The organism is Parafrankia irregularis (assembly GCF_001536285.1).
Classification (GTDB): domain Bacteria; phylum Actinomycetota; class Actinomycetes; order Frankiales; family Frankiaceae; genus Parafrankia; species Parafrankia irregularis.
The window spans coordinates 229,689-243,936 of the sequence record NZ_FAOZ01000008.1 but is presented as its reverse complement, the minus strand read 5'-3'; the positions used below and the strand labels follow the sequence as shown (position 1 = coordinate 243,936).

Genomic DNA, 14,248 nt, shown 5'->3' with positions numbered 1-14,248 from the left:
TGGTCCGCGCACGGCCCGCCGACCGTCGGCCGACCCCGACAGGCTCGGGAGTCATGCCGACAGCCCTGTGAATCGGCCGCTCGGGTCCGTGTCCCGTGCTCCCGCGCGCCGGTGCAGACCTCCCCGGGCGCTGGAGCACTCGCGGCGACTCCGCCTACCCTCGGCACCTGGCCGCCCGGGTCGGCTGGTCGAACGTCCCTTTGACACTTCCCTCTCCCGCCACGGCTTTGCTTGCTCGGCTCATCGTACGTAGCGGACGTCGGCCGGACGCGTGACCGCGACCCACCATCCCACGACGCTGCACCGGGGCCCGGCCCGGTTCACGAGCCCGCAGCCGCTCCCGATGGCCGAGAGCCACGTCGCCCAGCACTCCAGCGGAATACTCACGCGACGCCGACTGTCCGATCCGCGAGAATCCTCGCCATGTTCCTGACGGTGTCGACGACCTACCAGCCAGCGACCGATCTGGGCTTCCTGCTGCACAAGCACCCCGACCGGGTTCATCGCTTCGATACGGCGGCCGGTCAGGCGCACGTCTTCTACCCCGAGGCGACCGACGCGCGCTGCACCGCGGCACTGCTGCTGGAGGTCGACCCGGTGGGACTGGTCCGGGGAGGCTCGCGATCCACCGGCCGCCGGGACACCGCCGGCGCGCACTACGTGGACGATCGGCCCTACGCGGCGTCCAGCCTGCTCGCGGTCGCGATGGCGGCCGTCTTCTCGACGGCGATGGCGGGCCGATGCCGGGCCCGGCCGGAGCTGGTCACGACGCCGCTGCCGCTGAGCATCCGGCTTCCGTCGCTGCCGTGCCGCGGTGGCGGCGCCGACCTCGTCCGGCGGCTGTTCGAACCGTTGGGCTGGCAGGTCGAGGCGAACCCGCTACCACTCGACCCGGACTTCCCGGACTGGGGTCACGCGCCGCATCACGACGTCACGCTGACCGGAACCGCCCTGCTGGCGGACGCCCTCACCCAGGTCTACGTGCTCCTGCCCGTGCTCGACGACGCCAAGCACTACCACGTCGGCCGCGACGAGATCGACAAGCTCGTCCGTGAAGGTGCCCGCTGGCTGCCCGGCCACCCGGAGCAGCGACTGATCGCACGCCGCTACCTCGCCCACCGCTCCGGCCTGGCGACGGCGGCCCTGACGCAGCTGTCCGTGGCCGAGGACCTCACCGCCGAGGGCATCCCCGACGGCTTCGAACCGGGACGGCTCACCTCCGACGCGACGGAACCAGATTCGGCCGTGGACGCGGAACCCGACGGCACCGGGAACCCGGAACCGGCGGCGGAAGCGGAAGCTGGCCTGGTCGAGGCGGTGGAACCGGGCCTGAGCCCGGGGGCGGGACAGGGGCTGAGCGCGGCGGCCGGGTCCGGCACCGACACGGTGAACAGCGGCGACGCGCTGGCGCCGCCGCTGACGCTGGCGGAGCAGCGGCGCCGCGCGATCCTGGCCGAGCTGCGGACGGCCGGCGCGCGCCGCGTCGCCGACGTCGGCTGCGGTGCCGGCCGGCTGGTGGCCCGCCTGGTCGCCGACCGGGCCTTCACCGAGATCGTCGCGGTCGACGTCTCCCACCGCGCGCTCGAGCTCACCGCCCGCAGACTGCACGTCGAGCAGATGTCCGACCGCGACCGCGAACGGGTCCGCCTGGTCGTCTCCTCGCTGGTGTACCGGGACGACCGCCTCACCGGGCTGGACGCGATCGTGCTCTCCGAGGTGGTCGAGCACGTCGACCCGCCCCGGCTGCCGGTGCTCGCCGACGTCCTGCTCGGGCACGCGCGGCCCGGGACCCTTCTCATCACCACTCCGAACCGGGAGTACAACGTGCGCTACGAGGGACTGCCCCCCGGCGATCTGCGGCATCGGGACCACCGCTTCGAATGGACCCGCGCCGAGTTCACCGCCTGGATCGACGACCTCGTGGCCGGCTACCCCTACCGCGCGAGGATCGGCGGCATCGGTGCCGACGACCCCGAGGTCGGCCAGCCGACTCAGCTCGCGGTCCTGGAGCTGGCGGCGCCGGCGCGAGGGGCGAACCGATGAGCGAGACGAGCCAGCTCCCGTCCGAGCCGCTGAACGAGACGCCGCCGTCCGAGCCGCTGAACGAGACGCCGATCGAGCCGCTGACAATTCCCAACCCGAGCCTCGTCGTGCTGGTGGGGGTGACCGGCTCCGGCAAGTCGACGTTCGCGCGCCGGCACTTCCTGCCGACCCAGGTGCTGTCGTCGGACTTCTGCCGTGGGCTCGTCGCCGACGACGAGAACGACCAGTCCGCGACGGCGGACGCGTTCGACGTCCTGAACTTCATCGCCGCCCGCCGGCTCACCGCCGGGCGCCTGACCGTCGTGGACGCGACCAACGTGCAGCGGACGTCCCGTGCCCGCCTGGTGGAGCTGGCCAGAGCGCACGACGTGCTGCCCGTCGCCATCGTGCTCGACGTGCCGGAGTCGGTCTGCGTCGCGCGCAACGCGGAGCGCCCCGACCGGGCCTTCGGCGCGCACGTCGTCCGCCGCCAGCACGGCGAGCTGCGCCGGTCACTGCGCGGGCTGGCCCGCGAGGGCTTCCGCCGCGTGCACGTCCTGCGCTCCGAGGCGGAGATCGCCACCGCGACGATCGAGTACACCCCGCTGCTCAACGACCGCCGCGAGCTCACCGGCCCGTTCGACGTGATCGGTGACGTGCACGGCTGTCGCGACGAGCTGGAGGCGTTGCTGATCCGGCTGGGCTACCAGCTGCGCCGCGACGACGAGGGCCGTGCGGTCGGCGGTACCCACCCGGAAGGCCGGCGCGTCATCTTCCTCGGCGACCTGGTGGACCGCGGGCCCGACACGCCCGGGGTCCTGCGGCTGGCGATGGGCATGGTCGCCGCCGGCGAGGCGTTCGCGGTGCCCGGCAACCATGAGAACAAGCTCGTCCGTGCCCTGCGCGGCCGGCAGGTGCGGATCGGGCACGGTCTCGCCGAGTCGCTGGCGCAGCTCGGCGGGGAGACACCCGAGTTCCGTACCGAGGTCGAACAGTTCTGCGACGGGCTGGTCTCGCATCTCGTCCTCGACGGCGGACGTCTCGTCGTCGCGCACGCCGGGCTGAAGGAGGCCTACCAGGGCCGGGCCTCCGGCCGGGTCCGGTCGTTCGCTCTCTACGGGGACACCACCGGTGAGAGCGACGAGTACGGGCTGCCGGTGCGCTACCCGTGGGCCCGCGACTACCGGGGGAAGGCGATGGTGCTCTACGGCCACACACCCGTCCCGGAGCCGCGGTGGGAGAACAACACCCTGTGCCTCGACACCGGGTGTGTGTTCGGTGGACGTCTCACCGCGCTGCGCTACCCGGAGCGGGAACTGGTGTCCGTGCCGGCGGCCCGCGAGTACTTCGAGCCGCGGCGGCCGCTGACGGAGCAGCCCGCCGAGCTGCCGGCGGAGGAAACGGCGACACAGCCCGAGCCGGGGCCGGCGTCCGTCGACGACGGCGCCGTCGACCCGCCCGCTGCCGGGGCCTCCGTCCCCGCCCCGGTCAGCCTGGTCATCGACACCGGCGCCTCGGTCGTCGCCACCACCGGCCCGACCGCGCGCCCCGACACGCTTCACGTCAACGACGTCCTCGGCCGCAGGTTCATCGAGACGCGCCACGGTGGCCGCGTACGGATCGAGGAGCCGAACGCGCTCGCGGCGCTGGAGGTGATGAGCCGCTTCGCCGTCGACCCACGCTGGCTCGTCTACCTTCCGCCGACGATGAGCCCGCCGCCGACCTCGACCCTGCCGGGCCTGCTCGAACATCCGGCGGAGGCCTTCGAGGCCTATCGCGCGGACGGCGTCGAGGATCTTCTGTGCGAGCAGAAGCACATGGGTTCACGGGCCGTGGTCGTCATCTGCCGGGATGCCGCCACCGCCCGCGGGCGATTCGGCGCGCCCGACGGGGTCACCGGCGCGGTCTACACCCGTACCGGACGGCCGTTCCTCGCCCCGGACCTGACCGAGGCGCTGCTGGCCCGGCTCCGGGCGGCGATGACCGCCAGTGGCCTGTGGGACGAGCTGGCGGCCGGATGGGCGGTGTTCGACGGGGAGATCATGCCGTGGAGCGCCAAGGCCCACGCGCTGATCCGCCGCCAGTACGCGGCAACCGGCGCGGCGGCCCGCGCCGTCCTCCCGGTTGCCGTCGACGCCCTGGCCCGGGCCATGGGCCGCGGTGTCGACGTCGCGGACCTGCTGGAACGCACCCGCGGCCGGGCGGCCAACGCGGACGCGTTCACGGCGGCGTACCAGCCGTACTGCTGGCCCGTCGACGGCCTGGACGGCCTGCGGTTCGCGCCGTTCATGCTGCTGGCAGCCGGGGGAGTCCCGCCGACCAGCCACGCGGGTCCGGCCGCGGGCGTGGGAGCCCACGCCGGCGACGGGCAGACCGCGACGACCTACCTGGACCGGGACAACCTGTGGCACCTGGCGGTGGCGGACCGCCTCGCCGCAGCCGATCCCGAGCTGCTGGCCACCACCGCACGGATCCGGGTCGACCCGGCCGACCCGGACTCGGTGGCCGCCGGAACACGGTGGTGGGAGGAGCTGACCGCCGCCGGCGGCGAGGGCATGGTGGTCAAGCCGTTCGCGGGCCTGGCCCGGGGAAAACGAGGGCTGGCCCTGGCCGGCGTGAAGGTGCGGGGCCGGGAGTACCTGCGCATCATCTACGGCGCCGACTACACCGAGGCGGTGCACCTGGATCGGCTGCGCGAGCGGGGGCTGGGCCGCAAACGCTCCCTGGCGTTCCGCGAGTACGCACTGGGCCTGGAGGCACTCGAACGGACCGCGGCCGGAGAGCCGCTGTGGCGGGTCCACGAATGTGTGTTCGCGGTGCTGGCCCTGGAGTCCGAGCCGGTCGATCCACGGCTGTAGGCACCAGAAACGCACTGTTGGGTTTTACGGGCCCCGGGCGGGCGAACTGCTCGCCCGGGGTCAGGGAGGTCAGGCGTTACGGCAGGACGTCGTAGGAATACCAGGCACTGGAGTCGAGAACCTGCCCCGGCGTGAACGACCTGCCGAGCAGGGCAATCATGTCATCGTCGATCCGATGGCCGACCGGCGCTCCCTGCACACCGCTCCCCGGCTCGTAGGTCCGGCCGTGGCGGGTCATCCAGGACTCCCAGATCCGGTCCACGTTGCAGTGGTTCAGGAAGAAGACCGGATCGTTCGGGGAGGTGCCGGGCAGCATGTCGCCGCCCACCCAGACGTGCACGCGATTATGCATCCGAGGCCCGTTCACCCAGCCCTCGACGAGGTTGCGATGAGAGACGACCGAGATATCCCACGGATCACGGTCGTAACGATCGTTGTTGAGCGTCGCCCGCACGTCGGAGGACCGGGGGAGGGTGCCGACCTGGGTGCCGGCCGCGCGCACGATCGGCCGGGGTGGAACGGACCAGAGGCCGTCGTCACGCTCCTCGATCCGGACGACGTGGGCGGCGAGCGGGCCCGTCGTGACGGAACCCAGCGGCGGGCCCAGGAACTTGTCGGTCCAGAGGACATGGTTGAGCTGTTGGTCGGGGGCCAGATCACCGCCGGCCACGGCCCAGTCCCAGTAGGGCAGGCCGGCGTCGGCGACGCCGCTGTGCCGTTGGAGCTGCTGTTCCAGCCGCAGGAGGTACATCCGGTGCCACGGCAGGAACACCGGGCCGCCGTGGGCCCGATTGCGCATGGCGGTTTCGGGTGACGTCGTCAGCTGCATGGAGGCCCAGTGCCAGACGACGAACAGATCCCACACCGACAGTCGCTGCTCGATTCCGCGCATGCGGAACCCGGGTATCACCCGCGCGAGTACCTGACTCACGGAGCGGGCGGTGACCGAGGTGAGCTCCGTACTCAGGCCGACGGCCGCGTCGAGGTAGCGCTGTGCCGCGGTGAGGTCGTCGAGGATGTGGGTCCGGACGGCGGTCACCGGTGGCCTCCGTCCGCACGCCGATCTCCATGGGCACTTTCGGTGTGCCCGTGAGGTCCGTGTTCGGTGTGCCCGTGATGTTCGTGTTCTGGCTGCTCGGGCCCGTGCTCGGCCGCCAGCTCGTCAGGGACGGCCGGCTTCTCCCAGAGACTTGTGTCGATGATGGTTTTCACCACGTCGACGGCGGAGTTCGGTGCGTACTGCGGGAACCGGTGGTAGTGAACCTCCCCCGAGGGGAGCGCCTCGACATGGCCGACGAGGGGTTTTCCGTCGATTGTGATGCGGTAGGTGGTCTCGATCCTCGCCTGATGACCCTTGTATTCGAAGTCGCGCACGCTCGTCGACGTTCCGGTTCCGTGGCTGTGCGGTGTTACCTCGACACCGCGCAGACCCTCCGCGGAAAGAAAGTATGTCGCGAGGTCCTCCGCCGAACCGCCGTTTTGCTCGTTCACAGGCGCCTCCTACCTCGATGTCGTCTACATCCCAACAGATGCGAGGAGGCGAACGCAATGCTCGGGCTATACCGGACCGGTGCGAGGCCACCGGTCACCTGGGGTGGAGCCCGGACCCGCCGACCGCCCCTGCATCCCCGCCCCCCGCGGAGTCACCGGAGCGCAATGCGGGACGGTGGTTTCTGCTGCCCGCCGGCTGGCAACGCGGCGACGGAACAGTTGTAGTACTGCCGGACGGCGATCCCGATATCCGCGTCGATCCGGCCTTCTGACAGTCGATCTGGCCCCTTGACATCAGCTGGCCCCACGACAGCCGTCGATCCGGCCTGACGCGCCGGCGGCAGACCGCCCGCGCGCCGACAGCCACGCCCGACCCGCGGTGGTGCTGGCGTGAGCGACGGCCTCAGACGCGCTGGCGCGGCAGCCTCCCCGGAGCCCCAGCGGGTTCGGGCGGGGCGGTGTCGCTGCCACGGTCCGGGAGCGGGTTCTCGTCGAGTGGCGCCCAGCGGCCCAGCGGGATGGACGCCGGCAGCGGGAGGGCGCCGCGCGCCGTGCGCACCACCCGCGACGCCACGGACAGGGTGAGTGCGATCTCGGCCGGACCTGGACGTAGCCGGACCAGTCGGCCGGCCTGCGCGGTCACGCTCGCATGTGACGCATCGACGCTCAGCTCCAGGCTGATGGGGATGCTTGCGACCTGGATATCGCCGACCAGGATCTCGATCGACCGCTCAAGCACGGAGGTCAGCGTGTGCGGCCCGAGGACCAGCGTCTGAGTGCTCGGCGGCGGGCCAGCGGATGCGCGGGCCGCTGTCCGCGCGCTCTGGGATCCCGCCCAGGCGCGCAGCGCGGCGCCGACGATGTCGATCTGGACGAGGCCGACAATCTCGGCGGCCAGCTCACCGGTCACCTGAGCCACCAGGTCGAGCCCGATCCCGGTCTGGGTCAGGCGGGTCCAGACCTCGGGGAGCTGCTCGGTCAGCAGGTCGTGGAGTTCGGGGACGGCGTCGTCGGCCTGGAACAGCAGAGATCCGGCGCTGGTGAGCAGGGGACTCGCCGCGTCCGCCGCCGACCCGGTTTCCCCTGCCGACCCGGTTTCCCCGCCCGGGCCCGCAGGGTCACCGGCGATCTGGTCGGGGGAGTCCGGACGCGTCACCGGGGACCCCGGAGGAGGACCCGGCCTTCGGGCCGTGGAGTGATCCGGGGAGGACGTCAGGTCCGGATCGGTGGCAGGCATGCAGCTTCTCCTTCGAGGGGCGGGGGTGCAACGGTGAAGATCCGTAGAAGGACGCTCGGTAGCCGGCGTTCCTCCAGCGACGTCGCGTCCACGGCGCCAGTGACGGCGTCGCTGATGGTCGTCACCGTCTGCCGCAGGCAGATGGCGACGGGTTCGCCGCGGGTTCCCGAGGACGTCGCGCCGGCCCCCACAAGGACTGGATGCGATGCCAGCAGGACGAGGTCATCTCGGGCCACGCGCGGCCGACTGGCAACGACCCGAGCCGGTGGGTGGGCTGTCCGCGGCGCGGAGCTCGTCACCGTGCGGTCGGGCCGGAGCAGCAGCCTGGGAGGTTCGAACGCGGGTGTTCGTTCCCGCACCGAGGATCGCGGGACGCGGGTACGGATTTCCAGACGTACCTGCCGGCGCTCTCGATCGCCGTCGAATGGTGATGTCGCGAACAGGCCGGCCCCGGATCGACTCCGGCCTGGCGCGGAAAGCAGCTGGTTCGGGAACGGTGTTGGCTCGTCAGGCTTGTCAGGCTCATCGGAATCGGCCGGACGCGGCGCGGAGGATGGCGGCCGCGGCGAAACCGGCGCGATGGGCGGGAGGTTGGGAGAGACGGCGCCGGCCCACTGATCGTCGGGAACCGCCGTCGATCCTGGCCGCCGCCTCCACAGCAGGACTCCACCGCCTGACGTCAACAGCCCGACGGTCAGCACCGTCGCCCCCACCAGCGCTGCGCGTGCGGCGGGCCACTCCTGGCTGACGACGGTTGGCGATGGCTCGGCCTCGCTGCCTGCGCTGGTACCGGGGCTGGCCGCAGGGCTTCGCGAGTGTGCGTTCTCCACGCCGCGCGGTGGCCTGGGATCCGGCAGGCGGCACAGGCCCCGGGCGGTCCGTGTTGTGCCGGGAGGGCACGCTGGCACTAGCTGTGCGCACACCCCGGACGAGGTCGCGGTGTAGCCCTCGGGACAGCCGGGTGGGGCGCTGTGGCACAGCCCGGCCCCGTCCCGCGTCGTGCCCGACGGGCATCGCGCCACCGGCGGGACGCATTCACGGGTCCCCGCGAGCAGGGTGCCGGCCGGGCAGGCCGGGCCCACACACATTTCGCCATCGAGGGAGGTGCCGGCCGGGCAGCGCAGGATACGGGTCGACGAGCAGATGTGGGCCGCGTCGGGCGATGCCCCGTCCGCGCAGGTCCAGCTCACCGGCCGGGTGCAGCGCCTGGGGCCGTCGCCACCGGTCGGCTGGCCCGAGGCGCAGGTCTCGATCGGCGGCGCGACACACCGCCCGGTGTCCTCCTCGGGCTCGATGTTCCCAGCGCAGGTGGGCTTCGCTCTGGCGGTGCACTGGCCCGTCTCGTCCGGACCGACGTCGGTCATGCCTCGGCAGACCTGTTGCGTGCTCGTCACGCAGCGGCCGGCCCCGTCCGGGACGATGCCGCCGGGGCAGGTCGGCGTGGCGTCGGACAGGCAGCCGGGCGGTTGCGAGGAGGGCGGCCAGTCCTCGCGGCATTCCGGCCGCGCTTCGGCGACACATGTGCCCACCCCGTCGAACCGCGACGACGGCGCTGAGCAGACGGGGAACGAACAGCCGTCCACCTCCGACACCCCGGTACAGCGCTCCGCCTCGTTGACGCACTGGTTCCCGACGAGCCGCCAGTTGGTGCCGCACGTGGCCGCGGGCCGGTCACAGGACTGCCCCTGCGCCGGAACGCCGTCGTCGCAGACGTACCGCACGGGTGCGACGCAGGTCCGCCCGTTGAGGGTCCCGCCGCCGGGGCACGTCCACACGGTGTCGGCGACGCAGGTCCCACCGTCCATGGTCCACTCCGCCGGGCAGGTCGGCGTCGCACGGGCCCGGCAGGTGGCATCGTCGAGGGTCCAGCCGGGCGCGCAGGTCCACGTCGTGGCGGTGACGCACTGGCCGTCGGCCGGTGGCCCACCGTCACTGCACACGAGGTCGGCGGGGCGGGTGCAGATCTCACCCTCGCGGGCCCAGCCGCCGGGGCAGCTCGCCGTGGCCGGCTCGGTGCAGGCCCCGTCCCGCGCACCGGCCGCGGCGACGCAGGAGACCTCGGGCGCAGCGACACACTGCCCGGAGGCACTGGCGAGACTGGTGTGAGGCGGGCAGCGCCCGGCGCTCTCCGTCCGGGGGACACTCGCGGACTGGGGGGTGCTCCCGCTCAGCGGGAGGATGAGCGTCGCCGGCCGCACGCCCATCGCTGTGCCCGCCGGAACTGGTGGTCCTGCCAGGGATCCCGGGTTCGAGGTGCCGGCCGGGCGAGCAGTGCCGTGGTCGGCCGTAGTGGTGTTCGCGATAACGGCGACGAACGTGAGCGCGACCAGCGCCACCGAGACCAGCGCCACCAAGTCCAGCGCGAGAGATCTGACGCGGACCCGTTCCAGCCGCCATTGCCGAGTGCCTGGACGCATATCCGGTGGCTACCCCCATGCACGTCACGCCGTGGCCCGGGTCGGGTAGCGGCACGGGTGCAAGTATCAGAGACGAGCCAGCCGTGCGCAGACTGATCCTCGCCGGTAAATGGCGTGGTCTTCACCGTGTCTCTATGGTGAGAATCGAACACCGGGGGATCTTCGAATACTACATGTATTTCGTTAAACTGCTCTGCTCTGCTGTGCGTGCAGGGACCGTCGACCCCTCTTTGGGGCGGTGCGCAGCCAGCGGAATCCCCTTGGCGGATCTTACTGCAACTCGGCGGGAAGTGCCCATTCCGCGATAATCCGTCGAGTCGGCTTTGTGTCCTGCGGTCGCCGTGCTGCCGTCCCGATGCGTGGGTGATTCGTACGGTCCGCATACCCGCATGCAGGTTTCGTGTGGAGGGAGGTGCCCGGCGGCGACGATGTCTGTGTCAGACCCCGGCGCCGGACCGCGGCCCGCGCCGACGCCGCCGCCCGGGACCGGCGTTCTGCGCCCGGGAGGATGATCTTTTCCTGATGGGTCAGATATCGATCCGCAGCGGCATTGTGGGCGCATCGGTCACGGTGGGGAACGCGGGGCCACCGGATCCTGCGGTCACTCTGCGCAGCGGGAGCGTGGGCGCTCCGGACATGTACGAGGGATCGGGGGCGACGGTCGCGGCGGCGGGCTGGTGGACGCCGGCCGCCCGCCGAGACGAGCGCGTTCTGATCGGAAACTTCCCGTTGAAGACTCCGCGTAGGACCCGCGAGCGCAGGATGACGAAATGATGAATCGCGAACGTCACGCCGAACGTCAGGAAGGCCACCAGGAGCATCTGCGGCCACCTGGCCCCGGAGTCGAACCCCAGCAGAGTCGCGATCACATAGATCCAGAAGTAGTGGAACAGATAGACCGTGTAGGACGCGTCCGCCAGGTACCTGACGACGGGCCGCGGCCCGTTGATGAACCGGCCGGCCAGCGCGAAGAACGTGGCGGTGAGCGCGACCGTGAACACCGTCTCGCAGAGCAGCCTGCCGTTGTTGGAGGCCAGCACGCCGATCCATCCCCGCGAACCCGCCAGCAGACCTGACGCGGACACGGCGAGCAGCACCGGCGCGGGGCGCTGGAAGGACGGCAGAACCCGATCCCGCTCCAGGTACAGCAGCATGCCGAGGAGGAAGAACGGGAGGTACTCCATCGTCTGCTCGGCCGGGTAGTCGAGGAGCGTCCCGGCGAAGACCGGGTCCAGCAGTGCCTTGTGCGTACCACGAACGACGACGACTCCCGACAGAGTCAGGAGGGTGATCGTGGTCATGGTCCGCAAACGCCCGGTTGTCGCCCGCCGGAAGAGGGAGTGCGGGGCCAGGCGGGTCAGTAGGGACACCGCGGCGGGCGTGATCAGCGCGTAGGGAAGAAGCACGACCAGGAACCACAGGTGCAGGTGCCAGCGCAGCTCGCCCACCGGGTCGGCGATGGTCCGCCCGTGGAGATAGTCCAGGAACGAGACGTCCGGATCGTTGTGGAAGTTGTAGCTCAGCCAGATGGCGGCCGGGTTGAGCAGCAGCCCCGCGCACAGCAGTGGGATTCCCACGCTGGCAAGGCGGCGGCGTACGGTGCGGCCCGGCCCGTACTTTCCCACCAGCATCGCGGAGAGGAACCCGGAGATGAGGAAGAAGTCCTCCATCCGGAAGAGGGCGGAGGCATGCGCAATCCCGTTGAAAATCGGGTCGTGCCCGAGTGACGACGCATGGACGAAGACGCCGAGCAGCATAAAGCTGGCGCGCAGCGCGTCCATGTGGTGGTAGTGCTCGGCTGGTGCCGGCACCTTTCGATCTCGCACAGCTCCCCCGCCGCCAAAATCGGGTATTTCCTGCTTCGCGTCAACGGCCCCCGTCGGGCGACTCCGTCATCCCGAAGGCACGATACTACCGTTAAGGGTAATTTGCAGTATTGATTCGTGCTGCCCCTCGGCGGACCAGATCTGCAGGTCAGGGGCCTCTTGTCGGATTTTGACGGTATTGAGCCCCTGATGCGTCAGGGTGCCTCCGGCCTCTACGGCAAAAATCAAACGTTCCGACCCCTGACCGTTTCGGTCACGACCGTCGACGCCAGGGTCGCCGAACCGAGCTGAGGGCCGGATGTGCGCGCGGTCGGGTTCCGGCGCCGCCGGGGCCGAAGCCGGAATCGGAGCTGGAGCCCGGCGGCGCGCCCGTGACGCAATCGAGCGCGGGCATCGTCGGTGGCTGAACACGCAGGTCAACGGCAGCGGTCGAATGCCGGCACCCCATATGCGCAAGGTGGTTCGAGCGGGTTGACGGTGCGGAGATCGAGCCCTACCGTACGGAACAAAGGTTAGGTATGACCTTGATGGGTGGATGGAGGTCGGCCGTGTCAGTCGACGTCAGCGCGGCCCTCGAGGCTCCCGAACAATCGGGGCGCCAGCGTGGACGACGTACGGCCCGTGGCCTGGCCGCGCTTGCCCGCGTCCGTCCCGAAAGGGGCATATCCGTTGGGCTGGCGAGCTCTGCCGCCCCGCGCGCTGTCAGGCGTTGACGGCGTGGACGACGAGGGCCTGGGCGGTCTGAGCCTGTTGGCGTCAGCCATGGCCGGCCGCGCCGTGCGGGTCGCGGCGGCCGACGGTGACGAGCCTGCCTGGACCGACGGTGTCACGGTCTTCGTGGACCCCGCCGCGGGCAGGCGCCGCCAGCTGGAGACGCTCGCCGTGCAGGCCTCGCTGCTGGCCAGCGGAAGTCTGGAACCGGGCCTGCTGCGCGAGCTGTCGCGGCGTTCGGCTCTCGCGCGGCGTTACCTGCTCGTCGAGGGCCATCGTGCGCTCGCGGCGAACGAGGATCTCCTTCCGCCCGGTCTGCGGTCGCTCATCGACCGGGACGTCGCCGCGCTTGCCGGTTCGGCCGCCGGCTCCCTGGCCGCCGCGCGCAGCGGGTTGGCGACAGGCGACCCGCCGAAGAGCTTCGGCACGATCGACGCCCGGCGCCTGCTCGCGGCGCGGGCACGCGCCGGGTCCGCCGTGCCCGCCGCGTCCGTTCAGGGCATCGCCGCGCGGCGAACGGGAAGTCGTCGCGATCTCGCCGAGCTGCCCGGGGAGGACGGCCCCTCCGTGGTCCTGGATCTCCTCGCGAGCCCGGTCGGCGGTGGGGGAGCTGTCGGTCGTCTGCTCGCGCGGATGTTCGCGGCGGCACGGTCATCCGGCGGCGATGGACCGACGGGCGCGGACCCGGTGACGCACCGGTCGCGGGCCGGCATCCGTGCCGGGCGCACGGTGACGATCGGGAGCGCGAGCCCGGATCCGGTGGTCGGCATGCCTGAGGCCCGCGGCCAGGGGTGGAGGTATCCCGAGTGGGACGTCCACGCGGGTCGCTACCGTCCGGACTGGTGCACGGTGCGGGAGGTCATGTCGCCTCTCGGCCGGGCGCCGGTCGCCTTGCCTGCCGGGCACGCGCTGCGCCGACCACTCGCGCGCCTCGGCGTCGGGCTGGACCGCAGCCCCCGTCAGCGGCAGGGCGACGACCTCGACGTCGACGCGCTGGTCGAGGCGCGGGTCACGACGCTCGCCGGTCTGGCATGCGACGAGGCCGTCTACGTCGACCGGCTGCGCCGTCGCCGCGATCTGTCGGTGCTCGTCCTGCTCGACTGCTCGGGTTCGGTCGCCGAGCCGGCCGTCTCCGGCGGGACGGTGCACGAGCACCAGCGCACCGCGGCCGCGGCTCTCGTGACCGCGCTGCACGACCTGGGGGACCGCGTGGCGCTCTACGCGTTCCGTTCCCAGGGAAGGTCGGCCGTCCACCTTGAACCGGTCAAGCGGTTCGACGACAGGCTCGGCACCGTGGCGCTGCGTCGCCTCGGTGGCCTGGTGCCCGGCGGCTACACGCGGCTCGGCGCGGCGATCCGCCACGGCGTGTCGGTGCTGTCCGATCACGGTGGCACGTCTCGGCGGCTGCTCGTCGTGCTGTCCGACGGTCTCGCCTATGACCACGGCTACGAGCGTTCGTACGGCGAGGCCGACGCCAGACGGGCGCTCGCGCAGGCCCGACGGCGTGGCGTAGGCGCCGTCTGCCTGAGCGTCGGCACGAGCACGGACGCCGCCGCACTGCGGGAGGTCTTCGGGGCGGCGGCGCACGGGTCGATCCCGCGGTCGGACCAGCTGAGCCAGGTCGTCGGGCCGCTGTTCCGGACGGCGCTGCGCGGCGCCGAGGCGAGGCGCCGCGGCCCGTAGCGC

The 14,248-nt window shown here is 71.7% G+C and carries 8 protein-coding genes; 4 read left to right on the top strand and 4 right to left on the bottom strand.

Annotated elements, in window-relative coordinates; all coding sequences use genetic code 11:
• The first annotated feature begins 423 nt into the window (after positions 1 to 423).
• Positions 424 to 2,043: a 3' terminal RNA ribose 2'-O-methyltransferase Hen1 gene (locus AWX74_RS15730; RefSeq protein WP_091277293.1), complete on the top strand. Its 1,620-nt coding sequence runs from the start codon at positions 424 to 426 to the stop codon at positions 2,041 to 2,043.
• On the top strand, positions 2,040 to 4,880 hold the full coding sequence (locus tag AWX74_RS15725) for a polynucleotide kinase-phosphatase (protein ID WP_091277291.1): 2,841 nt from the start codon (positions 2,040 to 2,042) through the stop codon (positions 4,878 to 4,880). The genes AWX74_RS15730 and AWX74_RS15725 overlap by 4 nt, the downstream gene beginning before the upstream one ends.
• A 76-nt stretch (positions 4,881 to 4,956) precedes the next feature.
• Here the strand turns inward: AWX74_RS15725 and AWX74_RS15720 are convergent, their stop codons facing one another.
• From AWX74_RS15720 to AWX74_RS15710, 3 genes are all read right to left on the bottom strand, one after another.
• Entirely contained in the window at positions 4,957 to 5,919 is a 963-nt protein-coding gene (locus AWX74_RS15720; protein ID WP_091277290.1) for a tyrosinase family protein, read from the bottom strand.
• Positions 5,916 to 6,371 carry a hypothetical protein gene (locus AWX74_RS15715; RefSeq protein WP_091277288.1) on the bottom strand — a complete coding sequence of 152 codons (456 nt, stop codon included), beginning with the start codon at positions 6,369 to 6,371 and terminating at the stop codon, positions 5,916 to 5,918. Before AWX74_RS15715 ends, AWX74_RS15720 begins: the two co-directional genes overlap by 4 nt.
• A gap of 403 nt (positions 6,372 to 6,774) precedes the next feature.
• Positions 6,775 to 7,527 carry a hypothetical protein gene (locus AWX74_RS15710; protein ID WP_091277286.1) on the bottom strand — a complete coding sequence of 251 codons (753 nt, stop codon included), beginning with the start codon at positions 7,525 to 7,527 and terminating at the stop codon, positions 6,775 to 6,777.
• Positions 7,528 to 8,712: 1,185 nt separating this feature from the next.
• Between AWX74_RS15710 and AWX74_RS39510 the strand changes: the two genes are divergently transcribed.
• Positions 8,713 to 9,714, top strand: a complete 1,002-nt coding sequence (locus AWX74_RS39510) for a hypothetical protein (protein WP_131799476.1) — start codon at positions 8,713 to 8,715, stop codon at positions 9,712 to 9,714.
• A gap of 838 nt (positions 9,715 to 10,552) precedes the next feature.
• On the opposite strand, the gene mdoC is transcribed toward AWX74_RS39510, so the two are convergent.
• On the bottom strand, positions 10,553 to 11,836 hold the full coding sequence (mdoC, locus tag AWX74_RS15700; protein WP_242666258.1) for a glucans biosynthesis protein MdoC: 1,284 nt from the start codon (positions 11,834 to 11,836) through the stop codon (positions 10,553 to 10,555).
• Between the two features lie 684 nt (positions 11,837 to 12,520).
• Between mdoC and AWX74_RS15695 the strand changes: the two genes are divergently transcribed.
• Positions 12,521 to 14,245, top strand: a complete 1,725-nt coding sequence (locus AWX74_RS15695; RefSeq protein WP_242666257.1) for a nitric oxide reductase activation protein NorD — start codon at positions 12,521 to 12,523, stop codon at positions 14,243 to 14,245.
• The last annotated feature ends 3 nt before the right edge of the window (positions 14,246 to 14,248 follow it).